This window comes from Amycolatopsis minnesotensis (assembly GCF_039529815.1).
Lineage (GTDB): Bacteria > Actinomycetota > Actinomycetes > Mycobacteriales > Pseudonocardiaceae > Amycolatopsis > Amycolatopsis minnesotensis.
The window spans coordinates 416106-438553 of the sequence record NZ_BAAANN010000001.1 but is presented as its reverse complement, the minus strand read 5'-3'; the positions used below and the strand labels follow the sequence as shown (position 1 = coordinate 438553).

Here is a 22448-nt window from a genome sequence, read left to right as displayed (position 1 = left end):
CCTGCTCAAGGCCGGAGCAGGCTGGCGATCTCGCTGACCAGCTCGTACGAGCGGCGGCGGTCGCGGTGTTCGTAGACCGGGGTGGTCACCATCAGCTCGGCGGCCCCGGTGTCGTCCAGCACGGCCTGGAGCAGCTTCCGGACGGTTTCCGGTGAACCGGTCAGGACGCTGCCGGACCGCGCGGCGATCTCCTCGCGATCGGAGGCGGTGTACGGGTACGCCGCGGCGTCCTCGGGGCTCGGCAGCCGGATCCGGTTTCCGCGCACCCTGCTGAGCACCTTCAACCGGGTCGACCCCGCGAGCCATTCGGCGCGTTCGTCGGTGTCGGCCGCGATGACGGACACACTGACCAAAGTGGACGGTTCGCGCAGCCTGCCGGTGGGGGCGAAGGAGTCGTGGTAGAGCCGGATCGCTTCCGGCGTGGCGTCGGGCTTGAGGTGGTGCGCGAAGGCGTAGGCGAGCCCGAGGGAACCGGCGAGCCGCGCGCTGGCCGTGCTCGATCCGAGCACCCAGATCGGTGGCACGTTCCCGATCGCGGGCACCGCCTTGACCACCTGGTCCTCGTCCGGCTCGAAGTAGCGGATCAGTTCTTCGAGCTGCTGCGAGAAGTCCTTCGCGGTGCGCTCGGCCGTGCTGCGGACGACTTCGGCGGTGTCCTTGGAGCCACCCAGCGCCCTGCCGAGGCCGAGGTCGATCCGCCCGGGATGGAACGCGGCCAGCGTGCCGAACTGCTCGGCGATCACGATCGGCGCGTGGTTGGGCAGCAGCACGCCGCCCGCGCCGACCCGGATGGACCGCGTCGCGTCGGCGAGCCTGCCCACGACGACGGCGGGCGCGGAACTGGCCACCCCGCGCATGCTGTGGTGCTCGGGGACCCAGTACCGGTGGTACCCGAGGCGATCGGCGAGCACGGCGAGGTCGACGGTGTTCTCCAGCGCCTGGCGAGCGCTGGAGCCCTGCACGATCGGCGAGGTGTCCAGCACGGAAACACGCACGTCAGCGCGACGGCACCCGGCCATGGTCGCCATCCTTCCCGAGCACACCGCGGTTCGTGAGCTCCTCGCTCAGTTCGGCCATCCACCGCGCCCTTGCCTGCCAGTCCGGGAAGTCGGGCTCGATCCGCGGATAGGGCGGCTCAGCGCCCTCGACGTCCTCGCCCGCCGCCTCCCGCCGCCGCGCCTCCTCGTGCCTGCCGAGCGCGGTCGCGACCATCCCGGCCGCGACGGCGGGATCGGACATGTCGCCGCCGGGTTCGGGGCAGTCCCGGGCGAGTTCGGCGAGCCCGTCGGTGATTTCCACCGTGACCCGCTCGAACTCGTGGTCGCCGCGCCGGTCGTCGTCGCGCTGGTGCTCGAGCGCGATGTACGGGAACCGCGCGGTCAGCACCCTCCACAGTGGAGTCATCCGGCGGCTGTAGCGCGCCCTCAGCACGCGGTCGTGGCGTGCCCGGAGCGCGACCACCCCCGTAGCCAGCGGGACGAGCGCTAGGCCGAGCGTCAGCAGGATCTGGCCGCCGAGCTGCCCCGTCGAGTACATGGTGTGGAAGGCTTCGAGATCGGCGCGCGGCTTGAACGCGCGAATGGCTTGCTGGATCAGGGAAATCGCGTTGACGCCGAGCGCCATCCCGGCGCTCCCCACGATCACGAGCCAGAACGCGGCGCGCGCCCACGGGTTGTGGAGATGACGGCGCAGCGCCCTGGCACGGCTGATCCCGACGAACCAGATGACCAGCGCGTACCCGTCGAGGCTGAGGTAGTAGACGATGCGTTCCCAGCTGTGGTACGCCCACGCGGGAACGGGGGAGCGCCAGGTCGCGGGCGGCGCGGTGTCGTGCACGACGACCATGATGGTGATGGCCGCGACGAGCACGCCGAGTTCGATCAGCGCCTTCCGCTTGCGGACGGCGAGTGCGCGTTCGGTGTCGGCCAGCAGGAAGTAGGCGGCGAAGCAGTACGCCATCCCCATCCAGCAGCCGTTGATGATGTGCGGCCACGCGGCGCCGAAGAACGCCTTGACCGCGGCGAGCGCCGGCGTCTTGATGCCGACGGTCGCCGCGAAGGCGAGGAGCACGAGACCTGGCGCGAGCACCCGCAGCGGGAGGTCGTCGCGACGGCGAGCGAGCTGGACGAGTTCCCAGATCGCGATGGCGACGAGCGCGATCCCCTTGAACCACCGCACCGCCAGGTCGAGGCTCATGACGACTTGTACCGCCCGACGAACCCGAACGCCGCGGCGATGCTCTGATCGGCGGCGCCCGCCGCCACCGGCAACCGGTTGGGGCGCGGGCGTTCGCGGGACATCGCCGACAGCGCCCGCGCGCCGATCTCGGCTTCCCGCTCGCGCCAGTCGGTGTAGGCGCCGTGACGGTCGTCGTCGGTGTCGCTGTCGGGGACGGCGAGCCCGCAGGTGAGGGTGTCACCGACCTCGAGGTGGTCGCGGACGAGGTGGATGACCTCGTGGTAGATCACCAGTGCCTGCTGCGACGCCGGCGCGGTGCGCTCGACCAGGATGTGGTCCGCCCTGCGCTTGGGCACGAGGTGCCCGACACCGGTCGTCGCGCCGAGATCGATCGCGCGGACCTTGATCGGGCGGCCGCGGCGGTCGGCGAGGCGACGGCACAGTTCGTCCGGGTCGAACGGCGTGCCGAGGCCGAGATCGTGCACCAGGTCGCGGCAGAGCGCCCGTAGCCGCGCTTCGCTCATCGGTGCCGTCATCGATGGTCCGCTGTCCTGGTTGGCGCCGCCGGGTAATGGCTGGTCGTCGCGCCGGTCCTCGGGAGACCGCCGGGAGTGGCTTGGCGTGACATTGACAGAGGGTATCGCCGTGGGGCGGACGGTGTGTAGTGCCTTCCGCAATTGGACCCTGCGGTGTGCGGCGGACGGCGCCCGGCCGCGGCAGATCAGGTACCCTGACACCCCGGACTCGCGGAGCGCGAGGTCGAGGACCTGGTCGCGGACGGCGTCCACGCTGGCCTGGTCGTCGCCGAAGAACTCGGGTGCGATCCCGAAGAAGTCCGCGACCGCCGCGAGCTGCTCGGCGGTGCCCTGCCCGCCCGCGCGCAGGCGTGCGACCTCGGCGCGGCCCGCGGCCGGGTCGTCCGAGCCCAGTGCTCGGGCGATCGCGTCGCCCACTTCGGCGTTCGTGTACGGGCGCCAGTACGGCCCGTCGGCGTCTTCCCGATCGGCTGCGGTGTCTGTGGTGCGCACGGGTGCCGCGACTACTTCGAACAGCCAGTTCAGCCGATCCGCCACCCCCTCGGCGGCGGTCACACGTCAGTCCTTTCGTCGGCTCTCGTGCGAGCTGGTGTCATCGTCGACGTCCTCCTCGTCATCGGCGACCAGCGCACGCGCCAGTGCCCGCATCATCGTGGCCTGCTCGCGAGCCGTCCTCGCGTTGATCGCCGCACCGCGGTGAGCCATCTTCGTGACCCCGGACTCCCGCATCGCCTGCTGCAGCTCCTTGGTGGCCGTCTGCAGTTCGTCCTGTGCCTGGCGATTCGCGGCGAGAGTGGCCTGCAGCCGCGTCTCGCGGTCACCGAGATCGCGTTCCACGTCGGCGGCGACCGCGGAGTCGGTGAAGTACCCGACCTGGACCTCGAAGAACCAGGCCACCGCCTGCAGGGTGCGCAGGGTCGGGTTCTGCTTGATCCCGCGCCGTAGTTCGCTGAGGTGGGACTCCGACAGCTCCCATCCCGCCGCCTTGCAGGCCGTGACCACTTCCCGGTTGGTGTACGTCCGGTCGGGCGCAGTCGGCGGACGCTGTACCTCGAACAGACGATTGAGCCGATCACCCAAGGTGCGCGGCACCGCCGCAGGGGTGTTTTCCCGGTCGTTCGTCATGTCGGCTCTCCAGTTCGGCGTTGCTGGCCCACTTGCCAGCGTGGCGCCATCCCAGGTCAGCGTCAATGCGGCGCGACCAATTCAAACTATATTACGTCTCAGCGTAGCGAAACGGCCAATCTATCTTGTATTGTTTCGCTCCAGCGGCGGAGCTGCTCTTGACAACACTCCGTTGGCTACGCGGGCAAGTGGGAGCAGTCCGACGGGTGGGGGTTCGCCGGACTGCTCCCCGCGCCTCCGCGAGTCACCCTTCCGCGCCCCGGCGGCGCAGGATGTTCGTCACCTTGAAGCTGATCGGGCACCGGTCGTCCTGGTTGAGCAGCGCGGCGTCGGTGTGCACCAGTCCCCGGTCCGGCTTGGACCTCGACGGCCGCGTGCCGGTGGTCGTGACCCGCAGCCGGACCGTGTCGCCGGGGCGCAGCGGTGCCGCCCAGCGCAGCTCGTCCACTCCGGGCGAGGCGAGGCTGGCCACCCGCGAGAGGTAGTGGTCGGCGAAGAGGCGCATCAGCAGGCCCGCGGAATGCCAGCCGCTCGCGATGAGCCCCGAGAACGGCCCGGTCGCGGCGAACCCGGGGTCGGTGTGGATCGGCTGCGGGTCGAACCGGCTGGCGAACTCGACGATCTCCTGCTCGGCGACGGTGAGATGGCCGTACTCGTAAGTTGCGCCCGGCGTGTAGTCCTCGAAGTGGCGGTCGCCGATGGGCGCGGTGAAATCGGTGGCGCCCAGCGCGCGGGTGCTCGTGGTGTCGGAGGTCATGGACGCAGCATCGCACCGGGACGGTTCAGCCGAGCCCGAACAGTTCGTCCGCTACCGTCGGCGGAGTGCCCACCGCCGACTACGACCTCGCCGCCACCGGGCGCGCGATCGCCGAACCGGCCCGCGCGGCGATGCTTCTGCGCCTGCTGGACGGCCAGGCCCACGGCGCACGGGACCTCGCCGAAGCGGCCGGTGTCTCGCCCTCGTCGGCGAGCCCGCACCTGCGCCACCTCGTCGAGGCCGGTTTGGTGTCGGTGACGGTCAGCGGGCGGCGAAAGCTGCATTCACTCGCGTCGCCGGATGTCGCCACGGCGTTGGAGGCGCTGGCCGCGATCTCCCCGTTGCTGCCGGTGGAGTCGTTGCGCCAGGCACGGGCCGGGAGCAGGTTGCAACGTGCCAGGGTTTGCTACAGCCACCTCGGCGGCGCGCTCGCGGTATCGCTAGCGGACGAACTGGTCACCGGTGGTGCGGTCGAACCGCTCACTCCTGGCCGCGTCGGCGTGCTCCGGACACTGGAGCACCCGCTGCTGGCCGCGCTGGCGATCGGCGACCTTCCCCCCGGCACGGGTCCTGCCGTCCGCGGGTGTCTCGATTGGACGGAGCGCGGCGCACACCTCGCCGGCCGCCTCGGCTCCGCCGTGCTGACGGCGGTGCTCGGGGCCGGCTGGCTCACCCGCCGTCCCCGTGACCGGTCGCTGACCCTCACCGCGGACGGCGCGAACCGGTTGGCGGATCTGGGCGTCGTGGTGCCTGCCGACGGGAGGCAGGCACCACGGGATGATCAGTCCGAACAGGACAGTGCGGTCCTCCGGGACCCGGCGAGTGGTCGCGGGAGGAGCTGCTAGTCCAGTAGTGCGCCGCTGACGTAGCGCCAGTCGCCCATGCTCAGGTCGTCCTGCCCCGGTGACGGAAGGCCGTTGGCGGCGAACAGCTCCCGGATGGTGGTTCCGTTCAGCGCCCAGCCTCGGTCGGCCAGGTAAGGCGCCGCTTCGTTGCGCTCGCCGAAATAACGCAGTCTCGTCATGCCGGGGTCGAAACCGTGCGCGCGCCAGCGTTCGGAGACGCGGTCCAGGCTTTCCTTCGTCTTGTCCTCCTCGCCAGGCCGCGGATTGGGCCTGCTTTCGGTGGCCACCCTGCTGCCCGGCGCGCTGAGTTCGGTGATGGTGTCCAGCAGGCTGTCCTGCGCCTCGGGTGGCAGGTACCCCAGCAGGCCTTCGGCGCTCCACGCGGTGGACAGGCGCGGGTCGAATCCGGCCGCGCGCAGCGCGGCCGGCCAGTCCTCGCGCAGATCGACCGCGGCCACGCGCCGGTCCGCGGTGGGTGCGGCGCCCAGCCCGGCCAGCGCGCTGGTCTTGAATTCCACGACCTGCGGCTGGTCGACCTCGTACACCACGGTCCCGGACGGCCACGGGAGCCGGTAGGCGCGGGAATCCAGCCCCGAGGCCAGGATCACGACCTGCGTGATGCCCGCGTTCGTCGCGTCGAGGAAGAACTCGTCGTAGAACTTGGCGCGGACCTTGGCCACGTCGATCGTCATCTGCCCGACCAACCCGTCGGGAACCACCTCGCCTGCCGCCAGCCGGGTGAGGATGTCGACGCCGACGGCCCTGACGAGCGGTTCGGCGAACGGGTCGTCGATGAGCGAACGATCCGCGCGGGTCGCTATCGCCCTGACCATCGCGGCCATGGTGGCCGTCGCGCCGACGCTGGACGCCAGGTCCCAGGTATCCCCGTCGTACCTGCTCGATGTCATGGTCTTCCCCGGCTTTCGGTGGTCCCGGTCTGGTCTGGGACCTGGTTCTACCCCGCCCCCACGACAATACCGAGCCCGTGGGGGCCGACCGGCAGCCGAAGTCCGATCAGGACAGTGCGGCCAGCCAGCTCGCGACGACCGGTTCGCCGAGTCCCGTCACGTAGTCCCAGCCGGGCCCCGCCGCGGCGCCGTTGTTCCCGGTGGTGATGTCGTGGTAGGCGGATCTCGCGATGGAGTAGACCTTCGGGGCGAGGAAACCGAGCGCCGGGTTCTTCTCGTGCACGCGTGCGAGGAGCCCGGCCACCACCGGTGTGCTGGCCGAGGTGCCTGCCAGGGTGTTGCCGTGGCCGTTGTCGATGATCTGGTAGTTGGTCGCCGCGAACGAGAGATCGGGCAGGCCGCGCTTGTCGCCGGTGAAGGCGCCTCCCGCGTCGTCCTGCCAGCGCGGTTTGCCGAGGATGGCGCTGTTGCCGCCGCCCGAGCCGCGCCAGCCGGTGACCTTGTGCCCGCTGATATCGGTGATCTCGGTCCCGCCGACGGCGACCGCGTGCGCGCTCGAAGCCGGGTAGGAGCGCTGGTCCGGCACACCGCCGAAGCAGTTCGTGCCGTCATCGCCGCTCGCGGCCAGCATGGTCTGGCCCTGCGCTTCCGCCTTCTTCAGCACCGGTTCGAGCGCGCCCACCCAGTCCCGCGCGTTCCGCTCGCAGTCGCCCAGTGACGCACTGCCCTGCGGGTAGGCGTTTTCATCGGCCCATTTTCCGAACGCGACGGTCAGGTCGGCGTTCTCGTTCGACTTGGCCGCGTACACGTGCACCTCGCGGACACCCGGCGCCATCGCGGTCGAGTACTGGGTGTCGAGGTCCCATTCCATCTGGTCGTTCACCGCGTCCGGCTTGCCGCTGACGTAGTCGACGGTCATTTGCGCCTTCGGCAGGTGGTAGGTGTCCTGGAAGGTGGCGAGGTCCTTGACCACGCCGTCCATGTTCGTCCAGCCGATGATCGCGATCTTCTGGCCGCGCCCCGACGGTTCGGCGGGGACATCGTAGAACCTGGTGAACTCGGCAGGCCCCATCGGGTGGACGTCGGCCGGCCGGGAGGCGCGGTCGCCGGTGAGCTGGAGCGCGGTCTGGGCGGGGTAGGCGGGGGCGAGCCCGACGACGCCCGCGGTCGCCGCCGCGACCGCGGGCGGCAGCGCGCCGGGCCGGATCGCGCCGAGGACGTCCAGTCCCGGCACGCGGAACCGGTGCACGGTCGTCCGGAAGGCACGGCCGATCGTCGGCGCCGTCGCCTCCAGTGCGAACACCTGGCTGCCCGGTTCGTGCCGCACCCGCATCCCCGCGGCACCCGCCCAGCCGAGTACGTCCCGTTCCGCCGGCGGGGCCGGGCCGAAGCGCGCCTGGTACTGGGCGGAGGTGAGCGATGGATGGTGCGGATCGGCGAGGAACCGGTCCAACCCGTCCTCGTCGCGGGAGCGCAGCACGAGCGCGACGTGCTGCTCGCCCGTCGCCGGTCCGAGATCAACCGCACCGGCGAGGGCCATGGCGGCCAAGCCCGGCACGTCCTCCGTCGAACCGGGTGTCGCGGCGGCGGGTGCCGTCGCGGCGGCGAACGCGATGAGGGTCGCGGGAATCGCGAGGCGGACGAGCATGGACGACCTCCCTGGGTCGGACGGCGCGACGGCACCTCACTGTCGGGGTGCGATCACCGGGCGAACAAGCGAGGCGACGGTCCGTAGGATTACGCAATCAATACAAATCGTTCACTTTGACGAACGTGCTCGTGCGGCTGCAAACGGGTGTTGTGCGGCAACTTGACGGTTCACCGGCATCAGACCTACCCTGCTTGCTGTTCAATGAAATGAACGTAACGACACTGGGTTCGACAGCAGGGGAGAGGGCACCTCGTGAACGAGACTCGGCCGGCGCGACGCGATCCGACCAGGCTGCGCGAGGCGACCGGATTCCGCGAGTTCCTGCGTCAGGGCTGGGGTCCGGCCGACCGCGCGGTGTCCCTGCCCGCCGGGGCGGCGAAGGCCGCCGAAGAGCACCGGCGCCGGCTGAGCGAGGCGCTCCCCGGCCGCCGGATCGCCGTCGCGTCGGGGTGGGCTCCGGTGCGGGAGAACGACACCGACTACGGCTTCCGTCCCGACAGCGACTTCGCCTGGCTCACCGGTTGCGCCGCCGAAGGCGCCGTGCTCGTGATGCGGCCGGTTTCCGGCGGGCACGAGGCCGAGCTGTTCGTGCGGCAGCCCGCGCTCGCCGGGGAGGACGACTTCTTCGGCAACGCGCGCGACGGTGAGCTGTGGACCGGCCCGGCGCCGGGCCTGCGGGAGTGGAGCGACGCGCTCGGGCTGCCGTGCCGGCCGCTCGACGAACTGGCGCCGGCTTTCCGCGGCACTCTGCCCGCCGTGCTGGCCACCGCCCGCGTCGACCCGTTGCTCGACGCACTCGTGCCCGGTGCGGCCTGGAGCGAACTGCGGGGCGTACTGGCCGAACTCCGCCGGGTCAAGGACGACTGGGAAGTCGGAGAACTGCGCCGCGCCGTAGACGCCACCATCCGCGGTTTCGGCGACGTCGCCGCGGAGTTCCCGGCGGCCGTGGCCGGTGGCGGCGAGCGCTGGCTCGAAGGCACTTTCGACCGGCGTGCCCGCTACGAGGGCAACGGCGTCGGCTACGCCTCGATCGTGGCGGCCGGCGAGCACGCTCCCGTGCTGCACTGGACGCGGAACAACGGCCGCGTCGACGAGAACGCCGTCCTCCTCCTCGACGCCGGGGTGGAGCTGGATTCGTTCTACACCGCGGATGTGACCAGGACGCTGCCGATCGGCGGCGCGTACAGCGAGGCCCAGCGCCAGGTCTACGACCTGGTGCTGACCGCGCACAGGGCCGCGCTGGAGTCGGTGCGGCCCGGCGCGAACTACTCGGCGTTCCACGAGACGGCGATGCGAGTGCTCGCCAACGGCCTCCACGACTGGGGTGTTCTCCCGGTGTCGCCGGAGGAAGCGCTCGAAGTGAAGAACCAGCACCACCGGCGGTACATCGTGTGCAATGTCGGCCATTTCCTCGGCCTCGACGTCCACGACTGTGCGCACGCGGCGCCGCACCTGTACCACGACGGCACCCTCGAAGCCGGGATGACGATCGCCGTGGAGCCCGGGCTTTACTTCCACCCCAACGATCTCACCGTGCCGCCCGAGCTGCGGGGCATCGGGGTACGGATCGAGGACGACGTGCTCGTCACCAAGGGCGGCATCGAGGTCCTGTCCGCGGCCCTGCCCATCGAGCCTCGCGAGCTGGAGTCCTGGGTGGTGGCCCGCCAGGGCGTCTCCGGCCGCAACCCGTTCTCGCGGGCCGAATAGCGGGGAGCCGCGACCGCCCTTCGGCGGTCGCGGCCGCACCGCGTTTCGCCAAAAACCGGCACCGCTGCCACTGCGGGCCTTGTTTCGCATTTCTTTGCGGGCAGAATTTTCGACCGGGTCGTCGCCTACTTTGGTAGGTGTCCCGGTTCACGTGACCGCGTTAACATTGTGGACGCATCGAGACGAATATTCGGTCCTCAATGGAATCGGATGTCCGGAAAAAGCACTCTTGAATCCTTTCTCGACTGAACCGAGTTTTGTGGGTTCTGCCTTCTTGTCAGCGAAGCCAAGGAGTGGTCATGGTCCCCGCCCTTCCCCGAAATTTCCTGCTGGTCGCGCTGGCCGCGGTGCCGGTGCTCGTGGCGCCGACTTCTGCGGCAGCGGAGCCGGGTTCGTCGGCTCCCGTCGCACGGCATCACCACGCCACGGGCGTGAAAGTGCCCGCACTCCATGAGCACAGGCAGGTCCGCACCGCAGTGCCGCTGCACGACGCCGGATTTTCCGGGCTGCGGCCGAGTTCCTATTCGCTGGAAGGTCACGCACCGGCTCCCGGCGATCAGAAGTCGGTCAACTCGTGTGTTTCCTGGGCGATCGACTACAGTGCGATGGGCGTTCTCGAAAGTGAGCAGAACGTTTCCGGCGGCCCGAACGCGCCGATGTACACCTATTCGCAGCTCGTACACGGGCAGAACGTCGGCACCTCGGTCGACGACACTTTGGACATCGCACAGGGGCAGGGTGTCGACGCCATGTCGCACTACTGGCAGGGCAACTACGACTACCGCACCCTGCCGGATTCGGGTGAGCGGTCGAACGCCCGTAAATGGCGGATTTCGGGCTACAACACACTGAACACCGGGAACGCGCTCAGGGCAGAGGTCGAATCGGCGATCTCGTCGGGTCTCCCGGTCATCTTCTCGTTCGACTTCTACCAGTCCTTCAGCGACATGTCCGCCGACACCGCGCGGGACTACAGTTACTTCCCCGAGGACGGCGAACGGCCGGACGGCAGCCACGAGGTCACCATCGTCGGCTACACGTCCCGAGGGGTGCGGGTGGAGAACTCGTGGGGAACCGGCTGGGGTGACGGCGGTTTCGTGAACCTGTCCTGGGACTACCTCGCCTTGGCCGCCCTCGACGCCCATTCGGTCGGCAAGCTCGTCCGAGCCTGACACCGCCCGGAGATGACGACCGGCACGTGCCGGACCGGGTCCGGCACGTGCCAGCGAGGCGTCAGAGGCTGACGAGCAGCTCGTGATCGATTTCGACGAACTCGACGATCAGGTCCGCGAACTGGCCCGCGATGAGCTTCCGGTAGGCGGCGGAACCCGTGTGGGCGTCGTAGGCGGCCTGGTCCGCGAAGTGCTCGACGAACAACAGGTAGTCGGGCTTCGCGGGATCCCGGTAAACGCGGAAGGAGAGGGTGCCCGTCTCCTGCCCGGGGCCGAGTGGCGCGAACTGGTCCACAATCGACTCCGCCGCTGCCTGCTTGCCCGGCTTGAGGTTGATGGGGAACACCTTCGTCAGCATGGGATCACCTTTCCGTGGTGCGGGGCGGGAGTTCGCTCCGCCGTTCGAGGACAACCCTGGCGGGACGGCGGGCGGGTGTCCGGCCAGATCCGGACAGGATCGCCACGGCGCACCGGTACCCGCGGGACATGTCCGGATCTGGCTGGTGCCACCGCGCGCGATCGGCTAAACCTGGGTCATGACAACCTTTTCGGCGGTGGTGACGACCGGTATCTACTGCCGTCCCGGCTGCGGTGCGAAGCCGCTCGCCGAGAACGTGCGCACCTTCGAGCTGGCGGCGACGGCCGAAGCGGCCGGGTTCCGCGCCTGCCTGCGGTGCAGGCCGTACCGCGTGGCGGGCCCGGTGGCCGCGGACGCGCCGGAACTCGTGTGCCGCGCGGTGCAGCTGATCATCGAAGGCGCGCTCGACCGGGGGACCGAGGCCGCGCTGGGCGCGCGGCTGGCGGTCTCGCCACGGCACCTGCGGCGGCTGTTCCACGATCATCTCGGTGTGACACCGGATCAGCTGGCTCGCTCGCGGCGGGCGCATTTCGCGCGTCGCCTGCTCGACGACACCGACCTGACCGTCGCCGGCATCGCGTTCGCCTCCGGGTTCGGCAGCCTGCGCCAGTTCAACCGGGACATGCGCATGGTGTTCCGCGCCGCGCCCGGCGAACTCCGCGACCGGAGGCGGCGCGCGGACCGGCTCGCCGCCGATGGGGGGCTCTCGATGCGGCTCCCGTACTCTCCGCCGCTGAACTGGGAAGCGATGCTGGCGGTCCTCGCGGAACGTGCGGTACCGGGAGTGGAATCGGTGCGGGACGGGGTGTACCGGCGCACGATCAGCCTCGACGGCGAGGCGGGCCTGCTGGAGGTGCGGGCCGGGGAAGGGGACCATCTGGTGCTCTGCGCGCACCTGCCGTTCTGGGAGGGGCTGATCCACGTCGTCGACCGCGCCGGCCGGATATTCGGCGTCGATGCCGACCTCGCGCGCGCCGAGGCCGATCTCGCCGGCGACCCGGTGGTGGGCCCGCTGGTGGCCGCGCGGCCGGGGGTGCGCCCGCCGGGTGCCTGGGGCTCGTTCGAGATCGCCGTCGATGCCGTCCTCGCCCAGTACAGCGCCCGCCCACGAGTTCGACGGCAGCAGGCCGGTCTGGTGACCGCGTTGGGCAGGCCGGTGCCGGGGCTCGATCACGGCTTGACGCACCTGTTCCCATCGGCGGAGACGGTGGCCGGGGCCGATCTCGTCGACGCGGGGGTGTCCGCCGCCGCGGCGCGGGCGGTGCGTGCGCTGGCCGTCGCGGTCGCCGAGGACGAGTTCATCCTCGGTGGCGGCTCGGCGCTGCGGGAGTTCGTCGGCGCGCTGTGCGCGATTCCCGGTGTCGCGGAAGGCACCGCGCACTCGATCGCACTCCGGCTCGGCTACGGCGACGCCTTTCCCGCCGCCGATCGCGACGTCCGCGCCACATTGCCCGCGAACGAGATCCTCGATCCCGGCGAGGACGTGGCGGCCGCGTGGCGACCGTGGCGGGCGCTCGCCGCGACCCACCTGATCGCGGCCGCGGTGGCCTGAAGCCGCGGGCGCGGTGGTGGATCATGAGGTCCGATTGCCGCCAGCCCCGTGTGCCCCCGAGCGGGCACACTCCGCGGTGTGAACGTGATTTCGCCTGCACACACCCGAATCGAACCCGGTATCCTCTACTTCGGCACGCCCGTCGTGCTGATCTCGACGTCCAATGAGGACGGTACACCGAACCTCGCGCCGATGTCCTCGGCGTTCTGGCTCGGCTGGCGCGCCGTGCTCGGCCTCGGCGCGCGGTCCAAGACGGCGCAGAACATGCTGCGCACCGGTGAATGCGTGCTGAACCTGCCGTCGGACTCGCTGGCGGGCGCCGTCGACAGGCTCGCGCTGACCACCGGATCGGATCCCGTGCCCGTGTTCAAGCAGGAACGCGGATACCGCCACGTCCAGGACAAGTTCGGCCGGGCAGGGCTGACCCCGGCCCCGGCCGAAACCGTCGAAGCGCCTCTTGTCGCGGAATGCCCCGTGGTGATGGAGGCCGTGGTCGAGGCGGTGCACCCGATCGCGGAGGACGACGGCGCGCAGCGCGGCTCGATCGTCGCCATCGAGGTTCGCGTCCAGCGGGTCGGGGTGCACGACGACATCCGCACGGCGGGCACCACCGACCGGATCGACCCGGACGCCTGGCGCCCGCTGATCATGAGCTTCCAGCAGCTGTACGGCCTCGGTTCGCAGGTGCGCCCGTCCACGCTCGCGAGCATTCCCGAGCGCCTGTACCGAGGCCCCGACATCGAGCGGGCACGGACGGCGCGGCACCGGCGTTCCTGACCGCGGGCCGGCATCGGCGGAAAACCTCCGGAGTGGCCACAGTGGACCGCCCGAACCGGACGGTCCGCTGCGGCCGGTCGATGCTCAGTGCGCCTCGGCCCTCGTCCCGGCGAGCACCTTGGCGAGGTGCGCCGCGATCACCTCGACGTTCGGCGGGTCCAGTACCGAGAGGTGGTGACCGGGCACGGTCACCACCTCCAGGTTCCGGCACACCGCGTCCCAGCCGCGGGCGGGATCGCTCCGGTCGAAACGCGGGTCGCGCAGGCCGCCTGGCACCGGCACCTCCGCGCTGTAGAACACGGTCCGCCCGTCGTAGCCGGAGGGCTGGTACCGCTCGAGCAGGCGCGCGTCCAGGAACGACCGCCGCTGGTGGTCGAGGATCGCGCCGCTCACCCGTTCGTCGATGACACCGGCGGCGAGGATGGTCTTGATCAGCAGATCCGCCTGCCCTTCGTCGTCGAGCCGGGCGAGTTCGGCGAAGGGCAGCTCGACCGGTTTGCCGTAGCTCGTCTCGAGGAACTCCCCGAACCGTTCGAACCGGCGTTCCAGCAACCGCACCTCGGACAGCCCGTGTTCCTGCGGCAGCGGCAGGATCGGGTCGACCATGCCGAGCAGCGAGACCTCTTCGCCCTCGGCTTCGAGCCGTCGCGCCGCTTCGAACGCCAGGAACCCGCCGAACGACCAGCCCACCAGGCGGTACGGCCCGAACGGCTGGCGCCGCCGCAGTTCCGGCAGGTAGGTCCCGACGCGGTCTTCGACCGTTCCGGTGCCGTCCACGCGGTCGAAGCCGTAGGCCGGGACGCTCGCGGGCAACCGGTCGACGAGCTGCCGGAACACCGAGGTGTCGCCGCCACCGGGGTGGAAGAAGAACACCGGTGTCTCGTCACCGGTTTCCCGGAGCACGCGAACCGGTCCGGTCGTCGCGATCACCGCGCGCACGAGCACGGCCATCAGCTCCGGGGTCGGCTTTTCGAACAGCGTCGCCCGGTCCAGCGCGGCACCGGCCCGCGCGCTCAGCAGTTCCGCGATCCTGGCAGCGGCGGAGGAGTCTCCGCCGCAGTCCGCGAAGTCCTGGGTGACGCCGACCGGTGTGCCCAGCACGTCCTGCCACACCGAGACGACCAGCCGTTCCGCCTCGTCACGCGGAGGCACCCGGACCGTGCCGGGCTGTCGCGGGCTCGGCAGCGGAGCCGACGCGGTCTCGGCCACGCCCAGTTCGTCGAAGAGCCAGTCGCGAAGCCCGGCCAGGCTCGCGCCGCGCAGGAGGAGCGAAACAGCGGGAACGGTCCCGAAATCGTGCTGGAACCCGTTGCGGATCCGGACGGCGAGCAGGGAGTCGACCCCGAGACCGGTGAGCGGGACGTCGTCGGGGAGTTCTTCGGGGCTCAGCCCCATCACCGACGCGATCCCCGCGCGCAGCCGCGGACCCGCCAGCGCGCGAACCTCCGCGGGGGAGCGGTCGGCCAATGCCGCCGGGCCGGCCCATCCCGCGGTTTCGGCCGCTTCGGCGTGTTCGCCGAGCAGCGCCGCGAAGAACGGCAGCCGTGGGAGGTCCGGAAACGCCGCCGCGAGCCGGCCGGTGTTGAGCCGGGCCGCGCCAACGGCGCCGCCGCCGGAGGACAGGACGTCCTCGATCAACCCGAGCCCCTCGTCCGGGTCGATCGGGGTCAGCCATGGCACGTCCAGTCCGGCGGCGGCGCCGACCTCGGCCCAGGTACCCCAGTTCACGGTCGCCGAGGGCAGGCCGCTGGCCCGCCTCAGCGCGACCACGGCGTCGAGGTACGCGTTGGCCGAGGCGTAGGAGGGCTGACCGGGCAACCCGTGCAGCGCGGTCGCCGACGAGAAGCCGAGCCACCAGTCGAGGCGGGCATCAGCGGTCGCTTCGTGCAACCGCCATGCCCCGTGTGCCTTCGGCAGCCAGGCGCGGCGGATCGTCGAACCGTCCAAACGCGACACCGTCCGGTCGTCGAAGACGGCGGCGGCGTGCACGACACCCCGTACCACCGCGCCCTCCGACGCGGCGATCACCAGCTCTTCCGCGACACCGGGTTCGGCGATGTCCCCGAGCACGACCTCCACCACGGTGCCGGAACCGGCGAACTCGTCGAGCGCGGCCACCACCTCCGGTCGCGGCGCCGACCGCCCGTTGAGGACGATCTTGGCGGCGCCGAGCGAGGCCAGCTTGCGCGCGAGCGCGATCCCGAGCCCGCCGAGGCCACCGGTGATCACGTAGCCGCCATCGGACCGCACCACCGGGTGTTCCCCGCGCGCGGGTGCCGCCGCGGGTACCAAGCGGGCGGCGTAGCGGTGCCCGCCGCGCCAGGCGACCTCGTCGTCCAGCGCGCCGCCCGCCAGTTCGGCGGCGAGCGCGGTGTCGTCGCCGTCCACATCGACCCAGCTCACCCGGAGCGCGGGGTGCTCGAAGGCGAGCACGCGCACCAGACCGCGGAGTGCGGCAAGGGCGGGTTCGCCGGTCTCTCCCGGTAACACCGTCGCGGCGGACGACGTGACCAGCCAGACGCGGGGCGGGGCGGCGTGTTCGGCGACCGTGCGAACGAGGCCGGCGACCGTCTCGACGGCGCGCACCCCGCTGTCGGGATGCCCGGCCCCGGCGTCGTCCACGATCAGCACCACGTCGCTGGCGTTCCCGGCTTCGGCCGGGCCCGCGACGATTTCGACCGCGTCGAGCCGATCGCGCAGGCGGTGGGCGAGCGGGTTCCCGGACGGCGAGAGCACCGCGACGGACACCTCGGACCGGGGCTGCGGGGCGTCCGTGCGGGCCCATTCGTGCGCCAGCAGGGTTTCCCGCAGCGGTGCGCCGATCTCGGACCGGCGCACGCGGCGCGCGAACACGTCCGTCATCTCGAGTACGACGGCGCCGTCCGCGTCGAGCAGCCGCAGCGCACCGAGCACGCCACCGGCGTCCTTTGCGGACGGTGCGACGGTGACCTGGCTCGTGACCCCCGTGGCCGGCGCGCCGAACAGCCGCACGACACCGAACTCCATCGGCAGGTAGGCGTCCCCGGCCGCACTGTCCACAGTGGCCAATGCGGCGGCGAACGTCTGGAGGCAGGCGTCGAGCAGGGCGGGGTGCAGGAAGTAGCCCGCGGCCGGCGCGGATTCGGGTACCGATACGGTTGCCAGCGCGGCCAGGTCACCGGTGTGCACGTCGAGCACGCTCCGGAACGCGGGACCGTAGTCGACGCCGAGCGAACTCAGCCTCTGGTAGAGCTCGGTCGCGGTGAGCGGTGTCGCCGGCTCGTCCTCCGAGGGCCACTGCGATGCGACGTCCGCGGTGTCCGAATCGGACACGGTGAGATCGCAGTGCAGGATCCAGCCGTTCCCGTCGTGGGTGTGCACCTTGACGGTGCGGTCGGCCGCGGTGAACGTCGTGGTGACGCGGGTGTGCTCGGCGAGCGGCAACGGCTGGTGCAGCGTAACGTCCCGTAGTTCGAGCAGCCGCGGCGGGCGGCCGAGCACGGTCGACGCGGCGGCCAGTGCCATTTCGACGTAGCAGGCGCCGGTGAGCACCGGGCGCCCGCCGATCCGGTGGTCGGCGAGCCATGGCCGGTGTTCGGTGCCGACGTCGGCCTGCCAGACGTGGGTGCCGGTGTCCGGCAGTTCGACGTGCACGCCGAGGAGCGGATGCGCCCCGCTCGCCGAACGGGGCGCCGGTTTCGGCGCCCAGTGTTCGCGGTGCAGCCACGGCGTGGTGGGCAGGTCCAGCAGCCGGCCGGTCGTGCGCGGCCGGGTGCTGGTCGCCGCGAGCGCGGAACCGAGCGAAAGGTGGAACCGGCGGTTCTCGTCCTCGTCGCGGCGGAGGGTGCCGAGCACCGACACCTCGCGGTCGCCCGCGGTTTCCGTGATGGCGTGGTGCAGCACCGGGTGCGGCGACAGCTCGACGAACGTGCGGTACCCGTCGTCGAGCGCTTTCGCGACGGCCTGGGTGAACCGGACGGGGTTGCGCAGGTTCGCCATCCAGTAGCCGGCGTCGAAGGCCGCCGTCCCTTCCTCGACGGCGGTCGGGTAGACGGTGATCCCCGGCTCCGCCGCCACGACGCCGGCGAGTTCGCGCCCGAGTTCGGCGACCACCGGCGCCACCAGCCGTGAATGGCTGGCGATGTCCACATTGATCCTCTTGGCCAGCAGCCCGCGCGCGCCGACCCGCTCCACCAGCGCGGCGACCTCGTCGGGGACGCCGGACACGACGGTCTGCCCCGGCGCGTGGAACACCGCGATGTCGACGCCGGGATACTCGCGAACCAGCTCCGCGGTGTCCACTGCGGACAGTTCGAGCAGGGCCATCGCCCCCTGACCGGAGGTGGTGGCCAGCAGGGCCGACCGCCGCACCGCGATCCGCGCGCCGTCGGCAAGGGAGATCGTGCCCGCCACGACCGCGGCGGCGACCTCGCCGAGCGAATGGCCGAGCACAGCGGCGGGTTCGATCCCGTAGTGCCGCCACAGCCCGGCGAGCGCGATCTGGATGCCGAACAGGACCGGCTGCACCTCGGCGACGCCTGTCGGTTCGACGCCGCTTTCGAGGACCGGCCTCAGCGGCCGTCCTTCGGCGCGCAACGCGACGTCGGCTTCGTCCACTGCCGCCGCGAAGGCGGGTTCGGTGGCGAGGAGGCGACGCCCCATACCGGCCCACTGCGAGCCCTGCCCCGAGAACACCCACACCGGTCCCGCCTGGCCGGTTCGGCCGGTGGCCACCCCTGGCGCGGCGGAGCGGTTCGCCAGTGCGCGCAGGCCGTCCACCAGCTCGCGGTGGTCCCCGGCGGTCACGACCGCGCGGTGCCTGCCGCCCGCGCGCCTGGCGAGGGAGTGTTCGACGTCGTGCAGCGGGATCCGCTCGCCGGACTCCTCCAGCCAGTCGGCGAGGCAGGCCGCCGACCGCCGGGTCCGCTCCGGCGACGCACCGGTGAGCAGGTACTGACCTGGCCGCCCCGACACGGGCTCCTCGAACGGCAGCGCCGGTGCCTGTTCGGCGATCACGTGCGCGTTCGTGCCGCCGAAGCCGAACCCGGAGACCCCGGCGCGCGCCACGCGGTCGTGCACCGGCCACGGCCGCTGCTCGGCGACCACGGACAGGCGCAGCTCGTCGAACGGGATGCGGGGGTTGGGCTCGGTGAAGTTCAGGCTGGCCGGGATGCGCCGGTTGGCCAGCGCGAGCACCACCTTGATCAGACCGGCGATCCCGGCCGCCGCTTCGAGATGGCCGAGATTGGACTTCACCGAGCCGAGCAGCAGTGGCCGCTCGGCGGGCCGCCCGGCACCGAGCACGGTGCCCAGCGCGCCTGCCTCGATCGGATCGCCGAGGAGCGTGCCCGTGCCGTGCGCTTCGATGTAGTCCACTTCGGACGGTTGGACGCCCGCCGCGGTGTAGGCGGTGCGCAGCAGTTCCTGCTGTGCCGCGGGGTTCGGCGCGGTCAGCCCGTTGGACCTGCCGTCGGAGTTCACCGCGGACCCGCGGAGCACGGCGAGCACGCGGTCACCGTCGCGCTGCGCGGCGCTCAACGGCTTCAGCACGACGACACCGGCCCCCTCGGCGCGGGCGATCCCGTCCGCCGAGGCGTCGAACGGTTTGCACAGCCCGTCGGCGGAGGTGATGCCCATCCGGTCGAAGGTCACCGTGACGCCGGGGCTCAGCAGCAGGTTCGCCCCCGCGGCGAGCGCGATCTCGCTCTCGCCCGCGCGCAGGCTCTGCATCGCGAGGTGGACCGCGACCAGCGACGACGAGCACGCGCTGTCCACCGCGACGCTCGGCCCGCGCAGGTCGAGCACGTAGGAGAGCCGGGTTCGCGGCGATGCTCAGCGCCGAGCCGGTGCCGCTCCAGGCGTCGATGCGGCTGACGTCGCCGAGGGTGAGGTCGCCGTACTCGTTGCCACTGATCCCGACGAACACGCCGGCCGAGCTGCCGCGCAGCCGCTCCGGCGCGACCCCGGCGTGTTCGAGCGCTTCCCACGCCACTTCGAGCAGCAGCCGCTGTTGCGGGTCCATCGCGCTCGCCTCGCGCGGCGTGATGCCGAAGAACTCGGCGTCGAATTCGGCGACGGAGTCGAGGAAACCGCCCCAGCGGCTGGTGTTCGCGAGGGTCTCCGCCTGTTCCGGGGTGTCGTGGCCGAACTGCTCCCACCGGTCCTCGGGCAGCGGGGTGACCGCGTTCTCCGCGGAGACCAGCAGCCGCCAGTAGTCGCCGGGTCCCCGCACCCCGCCGGGCAGGCGGCAGCCGAGGCCGATCACCGCGATCGGCTCGGCGGCGCCGGCCGACGGCCGTGGTTCGGACGCCGCGGAGGAGATCGAGGTGTCACCGTCACCGGCGAGCTCGGTGGCGAGCGCGGCGATCGTGGGGTGCTGCCAGAGCAGTTGCGTCGGCAGGTCGCGGTCCAGCTCGTCTTCGAGCTCCCCTGTGAGCATCACCGCGTCACGAGAGGTGAGGCCGTACTCGCGCAGCGGGCAGTCGGCGTCCACATCGGACTCGGCGATTCCGCAGATCTGGGCGAGTCTCGAGGTGAGCCACTGGCGCAGTCTCGTGCTGTTCATGACAGGCCTCCGGACAGGTAGTGCGAGCGAGTGGCCGAACGGGCGATCTTGCCGCTCGAGGTGCGGAGCACGGTGCCGGGCGGCACCAGGACGAACTCGTGCAGCCGCAGGTCGTGGTGCTTGGCGACGGCCGCGCGGACGGCGCGTTCGATCTCCTCGGTGTTCCGGTCCGCGTCGGCGACGTGGTTGGAGTACTCGGCGACCACCACCGGCGCCTCGCGCCCGTCGTGGGTCACGCTGAACACGGCGAGCCGGTCGCGCCGCAGCGCCGGGTGCGCGTCCTGCGCGGTCGCCTCGATGTCCTGCGGGTAGTGGTTCTTCCCGTCGATGATGATCAGGTCCTTGAGCCTGCCGGTGAGGTAGACCTCGCCGTCGTGCCAGACGCCGAGGTCCCCGGTGCGCAGCCACCCCGACCGCGGTTCGCCTTCGGTGAGCGTGCCGTCGAAGGATTCGGCGGAGCGCGTCGCCTGGCGCCAGTAGCCGGTGGCGATGTTGGGGCCGTGCAACCAGATTTCGCCGACCGAGCCGTCCGGCAGCGGCGTGCCGGTGGCCGGATCGACGACCCGCAGCTGCTGGCCGACCGGCAGCCCCGCCGAGACCAGGCTCAGCGCGCGGTCGTGCCCGGCTTCCACCACGATCGCGCGCCCGGCACCGAGTTCGACGCGATCCAGTACCGCTACGCGAGGAGGGCGCGGTGCGGTGGTGCTGACGAACACGGTGGCCTCCGCGAGCCCGTAGGAGGGCCGGTGCGCCTCGGCGCGGAAGCCCAGCGGCCCCGCCGCGGCGAGGAACCCGTCGATCGTTTCGGCGCGGACCGGCTCACTGCCGTTGATCGCGGCGCGCACGCCGCTGAGGTCGATGCCCCCGGCATCGCCGCCCGCGGCCAGTTTCGCCGCGGTGTAGGAGAAGGCGAAGTTGGGCGCGGCGGTGATCACGTCCTTGCGCCCGCTCATCAGGTGCAGCCACCGCAGTGGTTTGCGGGTGAAGGCGTACGGGGTGGTGAACACCGAATGGCAGCCGACGTGGACGGGGAGGCAGACGAGCTGGAGCAGGCCCATGTCGTGGAAGAAGGGCAGCCAGCCCGCGCAGGTGCTGTCCTCGCCGGTGCCGTACGCCTCCACGATCTGGCGGACGTTCGCCGCGAGCGCGCGGTGCGTGATGACCGCGCCCGCGGGCTTCCTGGTCGAGCCGGAGGTGTACTGCAGGTACGCGGGCTGGTCCGGGGTGAGCTCGACGGACGAGTAGTTTGCCGCCAGCGCGGGGTCCACTGTGTCCACCGCGACCAGGTGCTTCGGCCGCGGCACCGGGTGCGCGTCGAGCAGGCCGCGGATGTCGGCCACCGCGGAGTCCGAGGTGAGCCAGACTTCGGGGTCGCTGTCGGCGAGCGCCCCGACGAGACGTTCACCGTGCGCGCTCACTTCGGGGGCGAACAGCGGTACGGCGATCACCCCCGCGTACAGGGCGCCGTAGAACGCGACGATGTAGTCGAGGTTCTGCGGGCACAGCACCGCGACCCGTTCCCCGGGTGTGGTGAGCCCGCCGAGCCGCGCGGCGAGTGCGCGGGCGCGCAGGTCCAACTCGGCCCAGCTCAGCGTGGTGGACACGCCTTCGCGGCGTTCGCCGTAATCGACGAAGGTGAACGCGGGCCGATCGGAGTCCCAGCGGCTCGCCAGTGACGAGGTCAACGGGCCGAACTCGGCGGAGAATACGATGTCCTGGTAAGCCATGACGCTCCCAACCCTGTGCCTGGCAGCACACTGTGTCTGGTCAAACGTGCGTGATCGCGGGGAATCCGATCGGCGCACGCCGCGCCGGATCGGCTATTTTCCAACGGAATTCCAGCGGCAATGCGAGATGTCCGGACAGTACCGGGCGGACTTTTCGCTGCGCAAGATACTTGCGCCTGTGAGCCGGGACACCGTCCGGGGAAAATCGCGCGAACGCTTCCCGGTTCCCGCGGATTCGGTTTTTCACAGTATTCACACCGGTCGGGTGTTCACTTTTTTCACACCTGCCGACCTGGAATTGCCCCGTCTTTAACCTGCTGGACACCGTGGCCGCCGAGGGAGGTCGGCACCGGTTGGTCGGCACTGACATGATCGCAGGTCGACCTGGGTAAGCGGAGGGTTGGCCACCGGATTTCCGGGGGTAGCCCGGCAGGGGGAGGAATGCGATCCGGCGAATCCTGGGGCGCGTTTCCCGGTCGGGGCTGGATCCGTGTTTGCCGACCCCGGCGGTAACGCTATCGTAAAAGCACTGGAGCCGACGTGCCGCGGACTCGATGTGTATTTGCCCGCACTGCTCCGCCATTCCTCGCCGGGTGACTCGGCAAGGCGCA

15 protein-coding genes and 1 pseudogene are annotated in these 22448 nt (G+C 71.2%); 5 read left to right on the top strand and 11 right to left on the bottom strand.

Annotation, left to right across the window (positions count from 1 at the left end):
- Positions 1–5: 5 nt before the first annotated feature.
- From ABD256_RS01760 to ABD256_RS01740, 5 genes are all read right to left on the bottom strand, one after another.
- Complete coding sequence (locus ABD256_RS01760; protein WP_344412581.1) at positions 6–1019, bottom strand: LLM class flavin-dependent oxidoreductase; 1014 nt, start codon at positions 1017–1019, stop codon at positions 6–8.
- Positions 997–2196: an MAB_1171c family putative transporter gene (locus ABD256_RS01755; RefSeq protein ID WP_344412578.1), complete on the bottom strand. Its 1200-nt coding sequence runs from the start codon at positions 2194–2196 to the stop codon at positions 997–999. The genes ABD256_RS01760 and ABD256_RS01755 overlap by 23 nt, the downstream gene beginning before the upstream one ends.
- Positions 2193–3269 carry a hypothetical protein gene (locus tag ABD256_RS01750; protein WP_344412576.1) on the bottom strand — a complete coding sequence of 359 codons (1077 nt, stop codon included), beginning with the start codon at positions 3267–3269 and terminating at the stop codon, positions 2193–2195. The genes ABD256_RS01755 and ABD256_RS01750 overlap by 4 nt, the downstream gene beginning before the upstream one ends.
- Positions 3270–3272: 3 nt before the next feature.
- The gene (locus ABD256_RS01745; protein WP_344412574.1) at positions 3273–3839 is read right to left on the bottom strand and encodes a hypothetical protein; all 567 of its coding nucleotides are present in this window, start codon (positions 3837–3839) and stop codon (positions 3273–3275) included.
- A 244-nt stretch (positions 3840–4083) separates the two neighbouring features.
- Complete coding sequence (locus ABD256_RS01740; RefSeq protein WP_344412572.1) at positions 4084–4596, bottom strand: MaoC family dehydratase; 513 nt, start codon at positions 4594–4596, stop codon at positions 4084–4086.
- A 65-nt stretch (positions 4597–4661) separates the two neighbouring features.
- On the opposite strand from ABD256_RS01740, the gene ABD256_RS01735 reads away from it, so the two are divergent.
- The gene (locus ABD256_RS01735; protein WP_344412570.1) at positions 4662–5441 is read left to right on the top strand and encodes an ArsR/SmtB family transcription factor; all 780 of its coding nucleotides are present in this window, start codon (positions 4662–4664) and stop codon (positions 5439–5441) included.
- Here ABD256_RS01735 and ABD256_RS01730 read toward each other — a convergent pair.
- Positions 5438–6349, bottom strand: a complete 912-nt coding sequence (locus ABD256_RS01730) for an SAM-dependent methyltransferase (protein ID WP_344412568.1) — start codon at positions 6347–6349, stop codon at positions 5438–5440. The genes ABD256_RS01735 and ABD256_RS01730 overlap by 4 nt on opposite strands.
- Positions 6350–6455: 106 nt before the next feature.
- Positions 6456–7997, bottom strand: a complete 1542-nt coding sequence (locus ABD256_RS01725) for a S53 family peptidase (RefSeq protein ID WP_344412566.1) — start codon at positions 7995–7997, stop codon at positions 6456–6458.
- Between the two features lie 255 nt (positions 7998–8252).
- On the opposite strand from ABD256_RS01725, the gene ABD256_RS01720 reads away from it, so the two are divergent.
- Both ABD256_RS01720 and ABD256_RS01715 read left to right on the top strand, forming a co-directional pair.
- Positions 8253–9707: an aminopeptidase P family protein gene (locus ABD256_RS01720; protein ID WP_344412564.1), complete on the top strand. Its 1455-nt coding sequence runs from the start codon at positions 8253–8255 to the stop codon at positions 9705–9707.
- Positions 9708–10006: 299 nt separating this feature from the next.
- Positions 10007–10879, top strand: coding sequence for a C1 family peptidase (locus tag ABD256_RS01715; protein WP_344412562.1), 873 nt, complete (start codon positions 10007–10009; stop codon positions 10877–10879).
- 61 nt (positions 10880–10940) lie between these two features.
- Here the strand turns inward: ABD256_RS01715 and ABD256_RS01710 are convergent, their stop codons facing one another.
- Entirely contained in the window at positions 10941–11237 is a 297-nt protein-coding gene (locus tag ABD256_RS01710; RefSeq protein WP_344412560.1) for a putative quinol monooxygenase, read from the bottom strand.
- Positions 11238–11415: 178 nt separating this feature from the next.
- On the opposite strand from ABD256_RS01710, the gene ABD256_RS01705 reads away from it, so the two are divergent.
- The gene (locus ABD256_RS01705; protein ID WP_344412558.1) at positions 11416–12789 is read left to right on the top strand and encodes a bifunctional transcriptional activator/DNA repair enzyme AdaA; all 1374 of its coding nucleotides are present in this window, start codon (positions 11416–11418) and stop codon (positions 12787–12789) included.
- Between the two features lie 84 nt (positions 12790–12873).
- Positions 12874–13566 carry a flavin reductase family protein gene (locus ABD256_RS01700; RefSeq protein WP_344412556.1) on the top strand — a complete coding sequence of 231 codons (693 nt, stop codon included), beginning with the start codon at positions 12874–12876 and terminating at the stop codon, positions 13564–13566.
- An 84-nt stretch (positions 13567–13650) separates the two neighbouring features.
- Here the strand turns inward: ABD256_RS01700 and ABD256_RS01695 are convergent, their stop codons facing one another.
- The 3 genes and pseudogenes from ABD256_RS01695 to ABD256_RS01685 all read right to left on the bottom strand — a co-directional run bounded on the left by ABD256_RS01695 (position 13651) and on the right by ABD256_RS01685 (position 21837).
- Positions 13651–19350 carry an acyltransferase domain-containing protein gene (locus ABD256_RS01695; protein ID WP_344412554.1) on the bottom strand — a complete coding sequence of 1900 codons (5700 nt, stop codon included), beginning with the start codon at positions 19348–19350 and terminating at the stop codon, positions 13651–13653.
- A gap of 73 nt (positions 19351–19423) precedes the next feature.
- Positions 19424–20110, bottom strand: a pseudogene (locus tag ABD256_RS01690) (beta-ketoacyl synthase N-terminal-like domain-containing protein); the annotation flags it as partial.
- Positions 20107–21837: a fatty acyl-AMP ligase gene (locus ABD256_RS01685; protein WP_344412552.1), complete on the bottom strand. Its 1731-nt coding sequence runs from the start codon at positions 21835–21837 to the stop codon at positions 20107–20109. The gene ABD256_RS01685 and the pseudogene ABD256_RS01690, both read right to left, overlap by 4 nt.
- Positions 21838–22448 lie beyond the last annotated feature (611 nt).